The sequence below is a fragment of the Thermoflexibacter ruber genome, from assembly GCF_900113045.1.
Classification (GTDB): domain Bacteria; phylum Bacteroidota; class Bacteroidia; order Cytophagales; family Thermoflexibacteraceae; genus Thermoflexibacter; species Thermoflexibacter ruber.
Genome location: NZ_FONY01000014.1, coordinates 62,015 through 79,653, shown reverse-complemented (window position 1 = coordinate 79,653; position 17,639 = coordinate 62,015). Strand labels below are relative to the sequence as shown.

At 37.4% G+C, this 17,639-nt stretch carries 12 protein-coding genes; 7 read left to right on the top strand and 5 right to left on the bottom strand.

Annotation, left to right across the window (positions count from 1 at the left end; all coding sequences use genetic code 11):
* Window positions 1-5: 5 nt before the first annotated feature.
* The 4 genes from BM141_RS09260 to BM141_RS09250 all read left to right on the top strand — a co-directional run bounded on the left by BM141_RS09260 (window position 6) and on the right by BM141_RS09250 (window position 3,340).
* Entirely contained in the window at window positions 6-1,061 is a 1,056-nt protein-coding gene (locus BM141_RS09260) for an agmatine deiminase family protein (protein ID WP_091544351.1), read from the top strand.
* A 228-nt stretch (window positions 1,062-1,289) separates the two neighbouring features.
* Window positions 1,290-1,430 (top strand): hypothetical protein, encoded by a 141-nt coding sequence (locus tag BM141_RS22890; protein WP_177217319.1) that lies wholly within the window; start codon window positions 1,290-1,292, stop codon window positions 1,428-1,430.
* A gap of 14 nt (window positions 1,431-1,444) precedes the next feature.
* A complete protein-coding gene (locus tag BM141_RS09255; protein WP_091544347.1) occupies window positions 1,445-2,830 on the top strand; it encodes a sensor histidine kinase in 1,386 nt (461 codons plus the stop codon).
* A gap of 96 nt (window positions 2,831-2,926) precedes the next feature.
* Entirely contained in the window at window positions 2,927-3,340 is a 414-nt protein-coding gene (locus BM141_RS09250; RefSeq protein ID WP_091544343.1) for a hypothetical protein, read from the top strand.
* A gap of 169 nt (window positions 3,341-3,509) precedes the next feature.
* Here BM141_RS09250 and BM141_RS09245 read toward each other — a convergent pair whose 3' ends face one another.
* The 3 genes from BM141_RS09245 to BM141_RS09235 form a co-directional block, all read right to left on the bottom strand.
* Window positions 3,510-5,942, bottom strand: a complete 2,433-nt coding sequence (locus tag BM141_RS09245) for an alpha-ketoacid dehydrogenase subunit alpha/beta (protein ID WP_091544340.1) — start codon at window positions 5,940-5,942, stop codon at window positions 3,510-3,512.
* Between the two features lie 151 nt (window positions 5,943-6,093).
* Window positions 6,094-7,452 (bottom strand): hypothetical protein, encoded by a 1,359-nt coding sequence (locus tag BM141_RS09240; protein ID WP_091544337.1) that lies wholly within the window; start codon window positions 7,450-7,452, stop codon window positions 6,094-6,096.
* 103 nt (window positions 7,453-7,555) lie between these two features.
* Window positions 7,556-10,375: a TonB-dependent receptor gene (locus tag BM141_RS09235; RefSeq protein WP_091544334.1), complete on the bottom strand. Its 2,820-nt coding sequence runs from the start codon at window positions 10,373-10,375 to the stop codon at window positions 7,556-7,558.
* 587 nt (window positions 10,376-10,962) lie between these two features.
* Between BM141_RS09235 and BM141_RS09230 the strand changes: the two genes are divergently transcribed.
* Window positions 10,963-11,943 carry a 2-hydroxyacid dehydrogenase gene (locus BM141_RS09230; RefSeq protein WP_091544331.1) on the top strand — a complete coding sequence of 327 codons (981 nt, stop codon included), beginning with the start codon at window positions 10,963-10,965 and terminating at the stop codon, window positions 11,941-11,943.
* Window positions 11,944-12,045: 102 nt separating this feature from the next.
* Window positions 12,046-13,512 (top strand): nicotinate phosphoribosyltransferase, encoded by a 1,467-nt coding sequence (locus BM141_RS09225; protein ID WP_091544328.1) that lies wholly within the window; start codon window positions 12,046-12,048, stop codon window positions 13,510-13,512.
* 41 nt (window positions 13,513-13,553) lie between these two features.
* Here the strand turns inward: BM141_RS09225 and BM141_RS09220 are convergent, their stop codons facing one another.
* Window positions 13,554-13,814, bottom strand: coding sequence for a Uma2 family endonuclease (locus BM141_RS09220; protein WP_091544325.1), 261 nt, complete (start codon window positions 13,812-13,814; stop codon window positions 13,554-13,556).
* Complete coding sequence (locus tag BM141_RS09215) at window positions 13,815-14,201, bottom strand: PDDEXK family nuclease (protein WP_091544323.1); 387 nt, start codon at window positions 14,199-14,201, stop codon at window positions 13,815-13,817.
* A 119-nt stretch (window positions 14,202-14,320) separates the two neighbouring features.
* Between BM141_RS09215 and BM141_RS09210 the strand changes: the two genes are divergently transcribed.
* Entirely contained in the window at window positions 14,321-17,515 is a 3,195-nt protein-coding gene (locus tag BM141_RS09210) for an Eco57I restriction-modification methylase domain-containing protein (RefSeq protein ID WP_091544321.1), read from the top strand.
* The last annotated feature ends 124 nt before the right edge of the window (window positions 17,516-17,639 follow it).

Below are 17,639 nucleotides of genomic sequence, written 5' to 3'. Positions count from 1 at the left end.
TTACTTTGAAAACATCTATTACCGTAACTCCTAAGCAGTTAGGCTATCACTTTCCTGCCGAGTGGGCAAAGCATGATGCAACTTGGCTTAGCTTTCCACATAAGGAAGCTTCTTGGCCCGGGAAAATTCATACTATTTTTCCTATTTATTACCAATTCATCAAAGCCCTGAGCGAGGAGGAGAAAGTTTGTATCAATGTGCTTGATGAAAAAATGAAAAAAGAAGTAAGCCAAAAACTACTTGAATACGAAATAGATACAAATAAAGTAAAGTTATTTATCCACCCTACCAATGATGCTTGGTGCAGAGACCACGGTCCCGCTTTTGTGGTGAACTACGAAGAGAAGAAAAAAGCAATAGTGAAATGGAACTACAATGCATGGGGCGAGAAATACCCTCCTCATGACCTTGACAATCAGATTCCTATTCTGATAGCTCATGAGTTGGACTTGCCTATTTTTTACCCTAATATTGTTATGGAAGGTGGAGCTGTCGAGTTCAATGGCAAAGGCACGATGCTCACTACCACGGCTTGCTTGCTTAACCCAAACCGCAATCCACATTTGAACCAAAAGCAAATAGAACAGTATTTATATGACTACTATGGCGTAGAGCAGATTCTTTGGCTCGGCGATGGCATAGTCGGTGATGACACGGACGGACATATAGATGACTTAACTCGCTTTGTTAGTGAGGATACCGTAGTTACCGTAGTAGAAAGTAATCCAAATGACGAGAACTATCTACCTTTAAAAGAAAACTTAGAAACACTGAAAACTATGCGGCTATTGAATGGTAAGCAGTTGAGTATCATAGAACTGCCTATGCCTAAGCCCGTCATTTACCAAGACCAACGCTTGCCTGCCTCTTATGCCAATTTTTATATAGGCAATGCCGTAGTTTGCGTGCCTACTTTCAGAGATAAAGTCAATGATGACAAGGCTTTGACTATTTTACAACTATGCTTTCCAGATAGAAAAGTAGTAGGTTTAGATTGCACAGATGTAGTGTGGGGCTTGGGAACTTTTCACTGTCTTAGCCAACAGGAGCCTGCGGTCTAAAACTCTATTTTATTAAGAAAATAATCGTTTTATTTGCTTTATTCTTTATCTTAGCAGGTCTTTCTTTCTTTAAAGAAAGCATTTGCTATGTTTTTTATTATTCAACTATTGGTTCTATAACACTTTTTGTGGAGTTAGTAAACGGACAATACTACATGTAACTTTAAGCCCGTAGGGCTATAATCTTTGTAGAAAAGAGTAAGCTCAACATACAGCAACGCCGTAGGCGTGAAATATGCCACCGCTACGCAGTTTTATGTGGGTATATTTATTATTTTCTACAAAAATGGCACACCTTCGGTGTTAGTCAATGGCAGACTAAAATCCATCGCTTACATAGTTTTACACAGAAAATGTCAGAGAACCTAACCATTTCATTCTGAATGTTTCAGTTTTTCAAATACATTAAGGATTTTTGGGGAAGAGGCATTAATATAGGAATTGTAGATTCGCTGTCTTTTGCAGAAAGAAAAAAAATTCACTTGCTTAATGGGTTAGCATGGGTAGGAGGTTTTGGTACTTCTCTCTATATGATAGCCTTGTATTTGATAAACCCTTCTGAGAAAAAAATCACAGAAACAGACCCTTTTTACTACCTAAACTTTATTCTCATTACTACCTTTCTGCTCGTACTCTACCTTAACCATCTTAGACTATACAATTGGTCAAGAGCCTTAGGCTTGATAGTAGCCCTCTTATTTTATACCTATGTAGGTTTTCAATCAGCCAAACCGTATGAGGGAGAGTTGTTTGTTCTACTCTTTGCTGTAGGGATATTTGCTTTATTCAATCAAGCTAAATTCATTTTCCCTATTTTTTTACTTGCCTTTGTCTGCTTTCTTGCTCTCATCATCAACATAGCCTTAAAAAACAAGGAGAACTTCGGCTACATTATTGAGGCTGGAGTTTATATAAGAATTATTACTTTGTTTATTTTTCTATTTTTTGTACTCAATCTATTTCGCACCGAGCATTTGACCTATCAAAAAGAGATAGAGCAAAAAAACCAAGTACTTCAAGAGCAACAAAATGAACTGCTCACCCAAAGCGAACTGCTTGAGGAGCAGAAATCAGAACTCATAAGGCTAAACCAGACCAAAGATAAACTATTCTCTATCATCGGACATGACTTGCGCACACCCATTGGGGGCTTGAAATCCTTTGTTGATTTTATTAATGAAGGAAGTCTATCTTCGGAAGAGTTTACTGCCTTTTCAGAAGAGTTAAAAAAAAATATAGACAATATTTACACAATGTTAGAAACTCTCTTGGAATGGTCGCAAGCCCAAATCAAAGGTATTGAACTAAACTTTATTCACCTAAATATCAAGGAATTGATAGATGAGAAAATAGCTCTTTTTAGCGAATTGGCAAAAGGAAAACAACTAAGACTTAAAAACGATATTGATTCGGACATTCTTATTTATGCAGATAAAAATCATCTTAGATTAGTATTGAGAAACTTGCTTAGCAATGCCATTAAGTTTACACCTAATTACGGGGAAATCACTATCTCCGCCAAAGAAACAGAAACAAAAGTAATTGTTTGTGTGCAAGACACTGGTATAGGCATGAGCAAGGAGCAGGTAAGTCAATTATTTCAAAAAAATATCATTCACAGTCAAAAAGGAACAGGAGGAGAACGAGGCGTAGGTTTGGGACTTTGGTTGGTCAAAGAATCGGTAGAAACTAATCAAGGACAGATTTGGGTAGAAAGTGAAGTAGGCAAAGGCAGTAAATTTTATTTTACCCTTAAAAAGTACGCCTAAGCAATTTGTTAAAATATTAACACTTCTTGGAAAAGCAAAAAATGCTTTGATATATTGCTAAAAGATGAATCTATTGTAAACAATAATCTATTGAATATGAAATTTAGCAGTACTATTTTATTAGCTCTCATTCTTATTGCTTCTGGCTGTAACTTAGTTAAAATCAAACCAAATAATTCAGATTTATCTTCTATTGTAGGGAGTTGGAAAGAAAATTGGGGGGCAGGCGAACAGACCAATGTAAACTATTCCGATGAGTATGTTATCTCTACTAATCAAAAAGGTAGCTTGGCGATACTATGCCCTTCCCGCAACAATTATTTTTTTGAAAAAATATCCTTTTACGATAAAATACTTAAAGTAAAACTGATTATCAAAGACTTAAAATACAATGCTGGTGATAGCTGGGTAGCCTATGAACTTACCCTCCAAGACAATAATACGCTTGTAGGTAGTGCCTTGACTAAAGCGGGAAAAAAAGTCAAAATCGTCTGGGAAAGAAAAAAATGATATAATCGCTTGCTTTTTGAAATTATCAATGATTGAATGATGATACCCAAACAAGATTAGTTTATGAATTTATTTGAGTAAAAAATCATCATTACCAATCTTTTACACTTGACAGATTTATGAAACCTGTCAAGTGTGCGCGATGTATCACTTTTGATAAAACTTTTACTTACTCGTACAACTCAGGATACTGCTGAGGATTAGTTTCTGATATAAGTGCATACACTGCATCTACGATGTCCTCTGGATTAGGCTTGGAAAAATAATCTCCATCACTACCATAAGGAGGGCGGTGTGCTTTGGCAGTTACGCATATTGGCTTAGAATCCAAATATTTATAGGCATCTTGTTCTTGGAGTACTTGCTGCATCATATAAGCCGTTGCCCCACCGGGTACGTCTTCATCTGCAAAAATTACCCTGTTAGTCTTTTGTATCGATTTGACGATAGCATGATGTATGTCAAAAGGTAAAAGCGTCTGCACATCAATTACTTCACAAGAAATCCCTATTTCGTTCAACTGCTCTGCCGCTTCCATAACGATTCTGCACATAGAACCATAAGTTACAATAGTAACATCTTTTCCTTCTTTGATAATCTCAGGAATACCCAAAGGTACAGTAAACTCTCCTAAATTTTTAGGTATTCTTTCTTTTAATCGATATCCGTTCAAACATTCTATTACCAAAGCAGGCTCATCAGATTGCAAAAGTGTATTGTAAAACCCTGCTGCTTGAGTCATGTTCCTTGGTACAAGCAAGTGCATACCTCTTAGAGAATGTAAGAGCATACCAATTGGTGAGCCAGAATGCCAAATGCCTTCCAAACGGTGTCCTCTACTGCGAACAATGATAGGAGCTTTCTGACCACCTTTGGTACGATATTGGAGGCAGGAAACATCATCAGCTAAGGGTTGTAAGCCGTAGTAGATATAGTCTAAGTATTGAATCTCTGCAATAGGACGCAGCCCACGCATCGCCGTTCCTATGCCCTGCCCTATGATGGTCAGTTCTCTAATGCTGGTATCTGAAATTCTGATTTCTCCGTATTTGGCTTGCAAACCTGCAAATGCTTGGTTTACATCGCCTATCTTGCCTACGTCTTCTCCAAAAGCAATGACTTGCGGATTTTTGGCAAAAATAGCATCAAAGTTAGCTTGCAAAACCTCTCGCCCGTCTGCTAAACGACTATCTTCCTCATAAATAGGTTTTACTTCCTTGACTTTCAAGGCAGAGTAAGCCGATTGGCTATACAGATGCGAATTAAAACGCTCCTCATTTTCTTGCTTTGCTTTGGTAAGCCAATTTTGCAAACCTATTTTTATATTTTTCTCTTCAAAGCGCAAAATTCTTAAAGCTTTTTTTATTGCTTTGAAAGCGTCAGAGTACAAAGGATTCAAGGTTTTTTGTAGTGTTTCTCTTACTTGGGTTAGCTGGTTTTTTTGTGCTACTTTCTGAGCAGGAAGAGCTAACATAGCTTCTTCTATCAGCCTTAAAGCCTCTTGGTAGTCGGCTTTCATAGAATCTACGAAAGCACGCCAAGCATTGAGTTTGGCATTATTTACTTTAAGTTTGGCACTTTGGTTAATCTCTTGAAGTTCTGATGCTTTTGCAATGCCATTTTTCAATATCCATTCCTCAAACTTTTTCAAGCAATCAAACTCTTCCTCCCATCTTAACCTTTCTTTAGACTTATACCGCTCATGCGAACCAGAAGTAGAGTGTCCTTGCGGTTGAGTCATTTCGCACACATGAATAACAGCAGGGACATGTTCATTGCGGCAAATATCAGCGGCATACTTGAATGTACTACAAAGGGCTTCATAGTCCCAGCCTTTGACTTGGAAAAGTTCTATACCCTTCTCTTCGTCTGTCCTTTGAAAGCCTTGCAAAACTTTGTATAAATCTCCTTTGGTGGTGTGGTATTCTTGTCCTACGGAAATACCATAGCCATCGTCCCAAATAGCTACTAACATAGGGATTTGTAAAACTCCCGCCGCATTAATGGCTTCCCAAAAATGCCCCTCAGAAGTAGAAGCATTACCAATCGTACCAAAAGCTACTTCATTACCTTTATTGGAAAAATTGGTAAATGGGTGCAAATCAGGATTTTCACGATAAAGTTTAGATGCCCAAGCCAGCCCTACCAATCTTGGCATTTGCCCTGCGGTACAGGAAACATCGGCAGCAGAGTTATACATTTGACTAAGTTTATTCCACTCTCCATTTTCATCAATGCTCCGAGTAACAAAGTGGGCATTCATGCACCTACCTGCCGTAGCGGGGTCTGCCTCGAGGTCGGGGTGGGCATATAGTTGGGCAAAATACTGCTCTATGGTAAGCTCGCCAATGGCAAACATGAATGTCTGGTCGCGGTAATAGCCTGAACGCCAATCTCCTTTCTTGAAGGCTTTTGCCATCGCAATTTGGGCAAGTTCTTTTCCGTCCCCAAAAATGCCAAACTTTGCTTTGCCCGCAAAAACTTCTTTGCGGCCAGCCAAACTTGCATATCGGCTTTCCCAAGCAATACGATAATCGTTCAGAATTTCCTCTTTTGTAAAAGTAGTCGTGTATGTATTGGTTAAGGCTTGTATATCTGTCATTTCGGTAGTACTCTGATTTTCAAAAGTTTAATTAAGTAAAATGCAATTCTAATGAGCTTTTCTTTTGCAAAAATAATAAAATAAAAATAACCTTACTGAAAATCAATAAGGCTATTTGAAAAAATAAAGTTATATATGTATAGTACAAATATTAATAATCTGCATTTTGAGGGTCAAAGTTTGTCCAACCCTGTGCCCAATTAGCACTACCAAAAGCACCTCTGAACTGCACTTTATCAAAGAAGGCATCAGCAGCTTTACCGGGGAAAGCTGCACCACTTAGTAAAGGAGAACCTGCACTTGGCAAAAAATTAGGAGCTGTAAGATTGAAGATATTAGTATTCAATCCTAAAGTAGAATAATCGGCTAAGATGCTGTTATTTCCACCTTGTCTATTCCAGTATTCAGTAGCTTGAGGAGTAGTTACACCACCAGCACCTGTTACAGCCCCTACAGTCATACCTGCTACAATATTATTATTCAATTGACCTGTGTTTGCTGTATAGTTTGCCAAAGTAGTAGTACCATCTAAACGCAAACCTTCTTTGAAGCCCATGAACAAAGAGTTCACGATTGTCATGGCAGAATTTCTGCGAAGATGCATTGCTCTGCCCCACTGAGCATCATTGCCGAATGCTGTAACGCCTGGACGTCCATAAGGACCTACAATAGTGATATTTGAGAAGGTAGCAGATGTAAGAGGGGTTGCTGTAGTACCTTGTGCATCGTTGTCCACCTCAAAGCCGTTAGAAGCAGATTGGTCGTTAATTACAGGGTCACGGAAAGACACACCATATTGCACTTTCCCGGAGAAACCAAAATCGCAGTCAAAGTCATCATCCCAACCTCTGAAAGCAATCAAATATTTTGCATCTACATTGCCTCCAAACCATTCATAAGAATCATCTCCGCAATAAGAAACTTGGATATATTCAATTTTTGTTCCAGCTCCTACACCTCCCAAAGTCAATCCATTAATCTCATTATTAGGAGTAATAGCCACTCCTGAGAATTCTATACGTACATATCTTAATGTGCCAGAATTAGAATTGGCATTCGTGCCTCCATAAGGGAAAGGTACGCCTTCTACTTGGGTATCAGTAGGTTTATTGGTAGGGGCATCTCCAAGAATCACTATTCCACCCCAATCACCATAGTTTCTTTGTCCTTTGGGTTGAGCAGAAGTAAATACAATAGGTCTATCCACTGAGCCGTTAGCTTCTATTCTACCGCCACGTTCTACTATCAAAGTACCTGTAGTTTGCTTATCTCCAAAGATTATGGTACCGGGTTCTATAGTCAAAGTTGCACCTGCTTTTACATTGACAAATCCTTGTAAAATGTACTTTTCCCTTGCAAATAAAGTCCTGTTCGCTGTGATATTACCAGAGATAATTACTCTACCTTGTGCGTCAGTAGGTCCGGAAGGTTCTTCTTTTGATTCTTTTTTACAAGAAAGTGTTGCTACTGCAAGAACTAACAACAAAAGAATTTTGCTTAAATGTTTCATTATAAATAAAATTTAAAGTTTTGAAAATTTGATTTTATGTTGATAAAATACCGTTTGTCAAATACTTTGCTGGCTTATGGACATCGAATTAAGCTCAGAAGTATTATTTAGAAACTTTATAATTAATACCAATGGTAAAATACGAGCCTCTGCGGAAGCCAAGCACTTGCTCATCTACCCCAGTGATTTTACCATCTAAATTAGAATCTTGTACCATGAAGTATTTAGCATTAAGCAGGTCTTGAATACCGCCTTTGATTTCAAATTTCTTTCCTATACCCTTAGTGAAAGAAATATCTATGACATTACGAGGCATCTCGTAGATTGATTGTGCTTGTATATCCCCTACCACAAATAGTCTTGGTCCGAATACATTGTATAGAATATTCCATTGGAAATTAGTATCATCATTGGTGTAGAAAAAACCCACATTAACCAAATAAGGAGATTGGTTCATCATAGGTCGGGTTCTATCCTGAGCAGTAGCTAATGCTCCAAAATCTACACGGCTCTGAATCAAAGAAGCATTGGCTACCAAGAACATATTTTGTAAGTATTTACTTGTGGGTGCTAAGAAGTACAAAGACTTACGAGCTTCTGCTTCTATACCAAAATTTCTCGCTTTAGGAGCATTGACAAACTCAAAAGTACGTGCAGAACCTGTAATAATACTTTTTATTTCTACAGGATTCGTAAAGTCTTTATAGAAAACGCCAATATTAAAGACTTCGCTTGCTGACGGATACAATTCCCAGCGTAAGTCTATATTTTGCACTGTAGCATTTTTCAAGTTTGGATTTCCTACGTAGCTTACGTCAAAGTTGAAATCATAAAATAAAAATGGAGAAAGCTCTCTAAATTCAGGTCGGTTTAACGTCATACCATAAGAGGCACGGATTAGAGATTTCTCTGAAAAGTTATAAGATAGATTTACAGAAGGAAGTGGTTGCAAAAGTAATAAATCTGCATTCTGAGGCGCACCACCAAAACTACGGGTATTCATCACCTGTTGGCTAAATTCCCCCCTTAATCCTATACTCGCTGTAAATTCTTTACTTAGAGGAATAGAAGCTCCTAAGTACGCTGCCGCCAATGTCATATTTGCTTCGTATCTATCATTAGGTTTAGTACCTTCGCTCATCGTAAAACCTGTAGTACCATTTACATTAGCACTACTAAAAATTTGGTCAAGCGGTGAAGTAAGAATACGACCATCTAAAGTAGGCGTACCTACATAAGACATCCATCTTGCGCTGAAATCTCTGTCTTTCCTTTCCAGATAAAATCCCCCTCGCAATTTGCTCACTAAGGCATCATTCTTCCCCAATTGAAACTTTTTCTCATAACCTGCCGATGCAGTAAGTACTGTTTCATTCAAATTGGAATAGAAACGAGCCGCATCAAAAGTAGTAGGACCCGGCGGAATAACTACTTGATAAGCCTCTGAGGAGTTTTGAGCACGCTGAGTACGGAATCTTCTCCAGTCTGGTTCTTGACGGTTGGTATAGCCGAAGCCTGCCTGCCATGTCAATACTGCTTTATCATCTTCCCCAAAACTGTGTCTTCCTGTAAACTGACCAGAATAAATACTGCGAGATTCATACCTAAAAGAATAAGCACGAGAATCTACCCCTTCAGTAAAACGTGTCCCTTCACGCACTACTGTTTGAGACATTCCTATTTGATTAAATAAGTTACGGAAATCTATCCTTGTGCGGTCATTTACTTTCCAAGACCAGTTGTGCAGGACACCTATTCTTACATTATTGGTAAATTGGTCATCTTGGTATTTAAAGAAAGGGTCGCTTTTCTGAGTAGATAAATCAAAATCATTAAAACGGTCAAAATCAACTTTTGCATATTGATTGGTATTGCTGTAGCTTATCGCAGTAAAATTACTAAACTTACCTAAATTACGCGTAAGATTCAAAGATAACCTTACATCTGGAGAAACATTGCTCGAGTTTGCTACCCAATTATTTGGTAATTGATTAGCCGCTTGCGCTCTTTCTACAAAACCACCAGAAAGGAAACTTGGAAAAGATGCAGGCAAAGGTCGAGTACTCCTGTCGAATCCTAAAAAGTCCGTACTACTACCCTTATATTGTGCTTGGTTGGTAAAAGTAGTAGCACCACGAATACCCGTAGAGAAGCCTATCTCTGTAAAATTGTCAGCTGAGGCTTCTTTTGTATAGATTTTTACTACACCTCCTGAGAAATCTCCGGGAAGCTCTGCAGCAGGCGATTTGAATATCATGATTCTATTGATAGCCCCACTTGGAACGGCATCAAAAGAAAAAGCTCGAGAATCTACTTCTGAACTTGGTGTTAATATATCATTTAACATCACAGCATTGTATCTCTCCGCTAAGCCACGTACCATAATGAATCTATCTCCAATAATTGATACGCCCGGAACACGCTTTACTACCTGCGCTGCATCTCGGTCTTGAGTCTTGGAGATTTGCTCACTTGAAATACCCACTACCACCTGCTCGGCTATTTTTATGTCTTTAATCAAAGAAACAACCGTATTAGTTTCCCTCTGTGCAGTTACTACTACTGCCTCCAATCCTTTTATGTCCTCTTCTATAGAAGTTTCAATAACAGCTATTTTTCCTGCTTCAACTTTTATATCAGTGATTTCCAAAGGTTTATAACCTATGCTTGATATTACAAGGGTGTAAGAACCTTCTGTAACTTTTGTAATTAAAAATGCCCCATCTAAATCTGTAGAAGCTCCCTGAGATGAATTTTTAATAGCAACGTTTGCCCCTATAACAGGTTCATTACTTACTTTATCTTTGATGACCCCTTTAATACTTCCTGTCTGTGCCTGTGCATTCATAGGCATAGAAGAAAAAAATAAAACAAAAGACAAACATAAAGCAGCAAAAAATGAAAGTAATTTTGTACTATACATAAATGTATCAAATAAGTTTTAACAATTATTGGAAACTAAGCAAAGGTTTATACTCTAAAAGAGCTTGCCCTATACAAATAAACTACTAATTTATTTTGACGGTGCAAAGGTAGGTTTGCCCTTTTACATAGGTGTTAAGGAAAGGTTATATTAGCTTTATAAAAACTTAATATTGGCAGGGAATTTTTAAAGAAAAATTAACCTTTAATATTTTATTAAAAAGAAAAATTGCGAGTGTAAAGAGAAATAGGAAAATAGTAAAAAAATATACAAAAAATTGATAATCAATATTTTTATTCTATATTTTTAAAATAAAATTTCACCACAATAGTCGTAATGAAAATGTTAAAATTGGTGTAATATGAATTTTACATGAATAAATAATGAATTAGTTAGAGGCTTGATATTTGCTTTTTCATTGAATGTAATGTGGAGAAAAAGAGAAATAAAATAGATATTCTGCCCGATTTGAAACTCTTTTCCGATGTACCAATTTTACATTTTTTTATTTACAGATATGTAAAATAGAATTTTATTTTGTAGCTTTTCGCTCTAAAAGTAACCTATTATCAAAAACTAAACCTCTGATGGAAAAAGTTTTCATTAGTCGCCGTATCCCTAATAAAGGCATAGAAACCCTCAAAAATGCAGGATTGGAAGTTAAAGTATGGGGAAGTGCTATCCCTCCTACTTACGAAGAACTCTTAGATAAGACTGCACAAGCTGATGCACTTATTTGCATGCTCAGCGATAAAATAGATAGCCATTTTTTGAGAAAAAATACGCACTTAAAAGTCATTAGCAATTATGCTGTAGGTTTTAATAACATAGATATTCAAACGGCTACGGATTTAGGTATTCCTGTGGGGAACACGCCAGATGTACTGACAGAAGCTACAGCTGACCACGCTTTTACCCTTATGCTTGCAGTAGCACGTAAAATATTGGACAGTAACAAAAGTATTTTAGAAGGTAAGTGGAAAAACTGGGAGCCTATGGGCTTTTTAGGACAAGATTTGAGAGAACGTACTTTGGGAGTAGTAGGCATGGGAAGAATAGGTCAAGAGATGGCACGCCTTTGCCAGAGTGCTTTTGATATGAAAATCTTATATTTTTCTAATACTGCAAAGCCTGAAACAGAAAAAAAACTTCACGCAAAAAAAGTAAGTTTTGATGAATTGCTGGAGCAGAGCGATGTTATTTCGGTACATACCAGCCTTAATGAAAGTTCAAGAGGTATTTTTAATAAAGAGGCATTTCAAAAAATGAAAAAAAATGCTATCTTTATTAATACGGCAAGAGGGGAGATACACGATGAGATAGCCCTAACAGAAGCTCTTTCTAATGGATTAATTTGGGGCGCAGGTCTTGATGTAACCAATCCAGAACCTATGAGCATAGACAATCCTCTACTCTCTTTACCCAACGTAGTTATTACTCCTCATATAGCCTCTGCAACTATTGATACAAGAGCCAATATGTCTTTTATTGCTGCTCAGAACATTATCAAGGGCCTAAAAAAGGAGAAATTGGTAGGATTTGTCAATCCGCAAGTGTATAGCAAATAAAAAAATCCACTTTACATTTTGTAATTCACAAATTTCCTTATACCTTAGTGTAGCAAATACACTTAAAATATTTTTCCGATTTATTAAAAGCGTTCTGAGCGTATGAAACTAACACAAAATCTCTACGGCACCTCTTTAGCCTTATTGACTGACTTGTACCAAATTACTATGGCTTATGGCTATTGGAAATCAGGTTTGACAGAGAAACAAGCAGTATTTAATTTATTTTTTCGCAGAAACCCCTTCCAAGGAGGTTTTACTATCGCCTGTGGCTTGGAATATGTGATTGATTTTCTTTCCAATTTTAGATTTACACAAGATGATATCGATTATTTAGCTACGCTCAAAGGGAATAACGGTGCGCCTCTTTTTGAAAAAGCATTTTTAGAATATCTAAAAGAAATGAAGTTTGACCTTGACATAGAGGCTATCCCCGAAGGCACAGTAGTTTTCCCGCAAGAGCCTTTGGTTAGAGTAAAAGGTTCTCTCATTCAGGGACAGCTCATAGAAACTCCTCTGCTCAACATTATCAACTTTCAAAGCCTAATTGCTACCAAATCAGCGCGTATGTGTATAGCGGCAAAGGGGGAGTCTGTGCTTGAGTTTGGCTTGAGGAGGGCGCAAGGGATAGATGGTGGCTTAGCAGCAAGCAGAGCCGCATACATCGGAGGTTGTACAGCTACATCTAATGTATTGGCAGGTAAGCTATTTGATATTCCTGTGCGAGGGACTCATGCGCACAGCTGGGTGATGTCTTTTGATACTGAATTAGATGCTTTTAAAGCCTATGCCAAAGCGATGCCTAACAACTGCGTCTTTTTAGTAGATACCTACGACACCATAGAAGGAGTAAAAAACGCTATCAAAGTAGGCAAGTGGCTGGGAGAACAGGGGTTTAAAATGGCGGGGATTCGCTTGGACTCTGGGGACTTAGCGTACCTAAGTATCCAAGCCCGCAAACTACTTGATGAAGCTGGGTTTCAAGATGCAGCAATCGTAGCAAGTAATGACCTTGATGAGCATATTATCAATAGTTTGAAACAACAAGATGCTCAAATTACCGTCTGGGGGATTGGTACAAAATTAGTAACAGGTAACGACCAACCTGCCTTGGGAGGGGTATATAAGATAGGAGCGGTAAAAGAAAATGACCATTGGGATTACAAGGTCAAACTTTCAGAACAAGCTATCAAAATTTCTAATCCCGGCATCCTTCAAGTGAGAAGGTTCTATACTGATAATTTGTGCATGGCAGACATGATTTTTGATGAAGAAAATCCGCCCCAAGGCATCAACACAATCATAGACCCTCTTGACGGTACGAGAAGAAAAAATATAGATGAGAGCATTGCACACAAAGACCTCTTGCAACCCATTTTTAAAAAAGGACAATTAGTTTATCAAATACCCAATATTCACCAAATTAGAGAAAATGCTCAAAAAGAACTAAATACTTTGCACAGTAGTATTTTGCGTTTTACCAATCCTCATCAATATCCCGTAGGTCTGGAAAAAGGATTGTATGACTTGAAAACTCATTTGATTATGAAACTAAGACATTTGGAATAAGGAAAACCAAGCAAGGACATCAAATTGCTTGTGTTTATGCACTACTCTGCATAAATCTCTGACAATAGCATACTTACATCAATCGTACTAAGGTGTAATTGGGCGGTTTCTTGCTCGTAAGCCCTGTAAAGCCACTCGTTAGGGCTTTGGCGGGTAAAATGCTCTACGCGAATTTCGTCTTGGGAAATTATCACATATTCTTGCAAGGAAGTGATAGACTGATACTCGCGCATTTTTATTCCTCTATCCTTGTAATCAGTGCTTGGCGACCAAATCTCGACTATGACGAGGGGATTGACCAATTAGTCTTTTTCGTCAAAAACCTCTGTGTCTTTTTGCGTAACTGCTAAGTCTGGGACTCTGTAAGTTCCTTTGTCTGCGATTAGCACTTTTGTTCCATCTCCATAAACAAAGAATTTTTTAGCATTGGCTTTCAAATTTGTTCTAATCCCAAAAAGTGCATTAGAAGCGATTAATTGATGTTTTCTTGTTGGCATAGGAATAGGGAAGGTAAAGTCTTTGGTATCAAAGTCGGCACTGAGTACATAGTCTATCACGTCTGCGGGCAAGGGCTTATCGCCATACTTAGAGAAAATTTCCCCGTCAGCATATTCAAAAAAATCTCCCAATTTGCTCATAAACAAATAGTAATCCTCTACGGTGTGCTTTTTAGTTTCTACTCCGACCATAATTTTTTTCCGATTAGTGTTAAGCAAATATACATTTTTTCTTTTAGGAAAGCAAAAGAGCCTATAAACTTATTAACTTTGTCAATCAATTACTTTTAAAAATTATTTTCTCTTACTTGATGAACCTATTTGTTCCCAAAGATTTTAAACCCAATGTCTTAGAGGCTATTATGCAAGCTGTGCCTGATTTGGAGCAGAAAGTAAAAATCATTAAAAATTGGCAGAAGGCTATCAAAGAGGGAAAGGTCGACAGGGCAAGCGAGCAGGAGTTGCAAGCCGAGTTCTTGCATAAGATTTTTGGGCAGGTCTTAGGTTATGCTTATGATATTCACTTGGAAGAGAGGAACTTGCGTAGGGAAGTAAAAACAGAAACTGACCAAACCAAACCTGACGGAATTTTGGGTTATTTCCGCTTTGAGCATCAGCAACTGCCTAATCTCAGCGATTACTTAGCCCAAACCGAGCAATTCAAAGATTTTCAAGGACTTGACGTAAGGGCAGTTATAGAGTTAAAGCAAGCATTGGTGAGCTTGGACAAGCCGCAGAGAAAATCGCACTTTAAGGGTAGCCCTGTGGAGCAGGGATTTTCCTATATTCCCAAATTCGGAAAGCAATGCAAATGGGTGATTATCTCGGATTTCAAGGAGATTCGCCTCTATCATCACTCTGACATGAATCGGTCAGAAGTGTTTGAAATTACCCAACTCTTAGAAGGAAACAACTTGGCTAAGTTCTTCTTTCTCTTGCAGAAAGACCGCCTTTTTTTGGAAAAACAAGAAAGTCCCGTCGATATCTTGTTTGCAGAACGCAGAGCGGCAGAGGAAAAAATTACCCTTGATTTTTACAACGAATACAGCGAAATCAGAGAAATACTTTTCCATCACCTAAGAAAAAGCAACCCCCAAGAAGACCCCTTGCGATTACTTGGTGTTACTCAGAAACTGCTTGATAGAGTGATATTTATGGCGTTTGCTCGCGATACTATCCCTACTGCCAACGTAATAGGTGATGCACTCAAAGCCGAAGAATTGCTTGCCTACGAGCAGGACGACAAACTTTGGCATATCTTGAAAAAACTCTTTCGCTCTTATGACAGAGGTTTTTTTGACAAAATTCCCAATTTCAATGGAGGGCTTTTTCAAAAAGATGAGTTTTTAGAAGAAAAAATACAGCTCAAAGACGACCATATTCGCCCACTTTTGTTTTTTGTACTCAAATACGACTTCCAAAGTGAGCTGAATGTGAATATCTTAGGACATATTTTTGAGCAGTCTATTGCTGACTTGGAGGAGATGCGGAACGAGATAGCTACTCAGCAAACCTCACCGATTTGGAATGAGGAGTACTTAATCAGTACGAGAAAGAAGGAAGGCATTTTTTACACCCCTGACTACATTACCCGCTACATTGTGCGACATAGCGTAGGGGCATGGCTCGATGAGCAAAAGGAGGCACTGTTGGCAAAACATAAAACCGAAAACTTGGCATATTGGCAGGAGTACAGTGAGGTCTTGCGCGGTATCAAAGTACTTGACCCTGCTTGCGGAAGCGGGGCTTTCCTTACCCAAGTCTTTGAATATCTGTGGTCTGAGTGGAAAATCGTCTTGGCAGAAAGGGCAAAGTTAGAAGCTAAGGGCAAGCACCAAAACGGGAACGGGCTGGGGGGAATGTTTGAGGGAATGAACCAAAATGCAAGACAGGAATGGGAGGTGAAAAAGCAAATCGTGCAAAACAATATCTACGGGGTGGATTTGAACATGGAAAGCATTGCGATTAGCAAGTTAGCGATGTGGTTACTCACTGCAAATAAGTTAGTTACGCTTGCTGACCTTTCCCCCAACATCAAGCAAGGCAACTCGCTCATAGACGACCCCAACATAGACGAGTATGCCTTTGACTGGCAAAAAGAGTTTCCCTTTGCCTTTGATGTGGTAGTGGGCAATCCGCCGTATGGAATTTTTATTAGGAAAAAACAAGAAAAATATTTTAAAACCAACTATTCCCTTGCTCAATATAAAACCAATCTATATGTCTTATTTTTAGAAAGGATGTTCCAACTTTTTGATAGGGGAGTTATTAGTTTTATTATTCCTAAGTCATTGTTATTCAATATTTTTTATGAAAATATTAGAAAATTTTTAATCCAAAATGCTAAAATCCATTACCTACTTACCATTGGTGAAAAAGTATTTGAAGAAGCAGAAGTAGGTGATAGTCTTATCATTAAATTTTCCATTCAAAAAAATTTGCAAGAAGATAATTTGACAGAACTTATTGCTGTTGATAAATTTAATGATTTAGAAAAAAAGAAAATGATTTATGATAAAATTTCCCAATTCGAGTTTTTGAATTATCCTAATGCAGAAATTTCTATCATAGATAACCAACACAGAAAAATTGTAAAGAAATTATTACAATTACCTACATTAAATTCCTTTTTTGATTTAAAAAATGGACTTAACACGGGGAATATTAAGCATATTCTTATTTCTGATAAAAGGAAATCTGCTTTTCATAAACCAATTATCTGGGGAAAAAACATTTTCAAGTACCATCTCAGATGGTCAGGAGATTATGTAAACTATGATGAAAATATTGCAAATTCATTGACTATCAAAGACATTAAATCTAAAAAGGGAATGAAAAAGCAAGCAAAAATAGATTTTGCATTAAGAAGCCCAGATATGTTTGAGATAACAAAACTAATGATAAGAAAAACAGGAGATAGTCTTATTTCTTGTTACGATGAGAAAAATTACTATTTTGATTCATTAGTTCATGGAATTTATGCAAAAAATGAGCAATATGACTTAAAATTTCTTTTAGCTATTCTTAATTCTTCTTGTGCAACATTTTTTTATCGTTTACTGCATGACATAAAAGGAAAAGTATTTGCAAAAATTAGTTTAGAGAATTTAGAGAAGTTCCCTATCCCCGATGTACCCCTTTCCAAGCAACAAATTTTGGTAGACAAAGTAAATATCATGCTTTCCACCCATCAAGAATTACAAAAAAATAGAAAAGTTTTTATTGATGTATTAAAAAGTAATTTTAAGGTAAAAAAGATAACACAAAGGCTATCAAACTGGTATGAGTTAGATACTGAGTTTTTTTTGAATGAGTTGTCTAAATTAAAAATTAAACTTAGCCCTATAAAACAAAAAGAATGGACTGAGTTTTTCATAGCGGAGAAAGAAAAAATAATGCCTTTATTTTTCCAAATACAAGATACAGACCACGAAATCAATCAATTAGTCTATCAACTCTACCAACTTACGCCAGAGGAAATCGCTATTGTAGAAAATGCAAAGTGAGATAAAAAAAGAATTGGGGAGATGATTAGCGCAGCGCTAATTAAGAGAAAATAACCATTAAATCCTCACAAAATACTGTCTTAACACAATAATAGCTATTTTTGTGAATAAGCAAATTACTTTT

Excerpts from the sequence above, each read along its gene's own strand:
- BM141_RS09235 (WP_091544334.1), bottom strand. The coding sequence starts at position 10,375 with ATGTATAGTACAAAATTACTTTCATTTTTTGCTGCTTTATGTTTGTCT.
- BM141_RS09230 (WP_091544331.1), top strand. The coding sequence starts at position 10,963 with ATGGAAAAAGTTTTCATTAGTCGCCGTATCCCTAATAAAGGCATAGAA.
- BM141_RS09240 (WP_091544337.1), bottom strand. The coding sequence starts at position 7,452 with ATGAAACATTTAAGCAAAATTCTTTTGTTGTTAGTTCTTGCAGTAGCA.
- BM141_RS09245 (WP_091544340.1), bottom strand. The coding sequence starts at position 5,942 with ATGACAGATATACAAGCCTTAACCAATACATACACGACTACTTTTACA.
- BM141_RS09215 (WP_091544323.1), bottom strand. The coding sequence starts at position 14,201 with ATGGTCGGAGTAGAAACTAAAAAGCACACCGTAGAGGATTACTATTTG.
- BM141_RS09250 (WP_091544343.1), top strand. The coding sequence starts at position 2,927 with ATGAAATTTAGCAGTACTATTTTATTAGCTCTCATTCTTATTGCTTCT.
- BM141_RS09225 (WP_091544328.1), top strand. The coding sequence starts at position 12,046 with ATGAAACTAACACAAAATCTCTACGGCACCTCTTTAGCCTTATTGACT.
- BM141_RS09255 (WP_091544347.1), top strand. The coding sequence starts at position 1,445 with ATGTTTCAGTTTTTCAAATACATTAAGGATTTTTGGGGAAGAGGCATT.
- BM141_RS09210 (WP_091544321.1), top strand. The coding sequence starts at position 14,321 with ATGAACCTATTTGTTCCCAAAGATTTTAAACCCAATGTCTTAGAGGCT.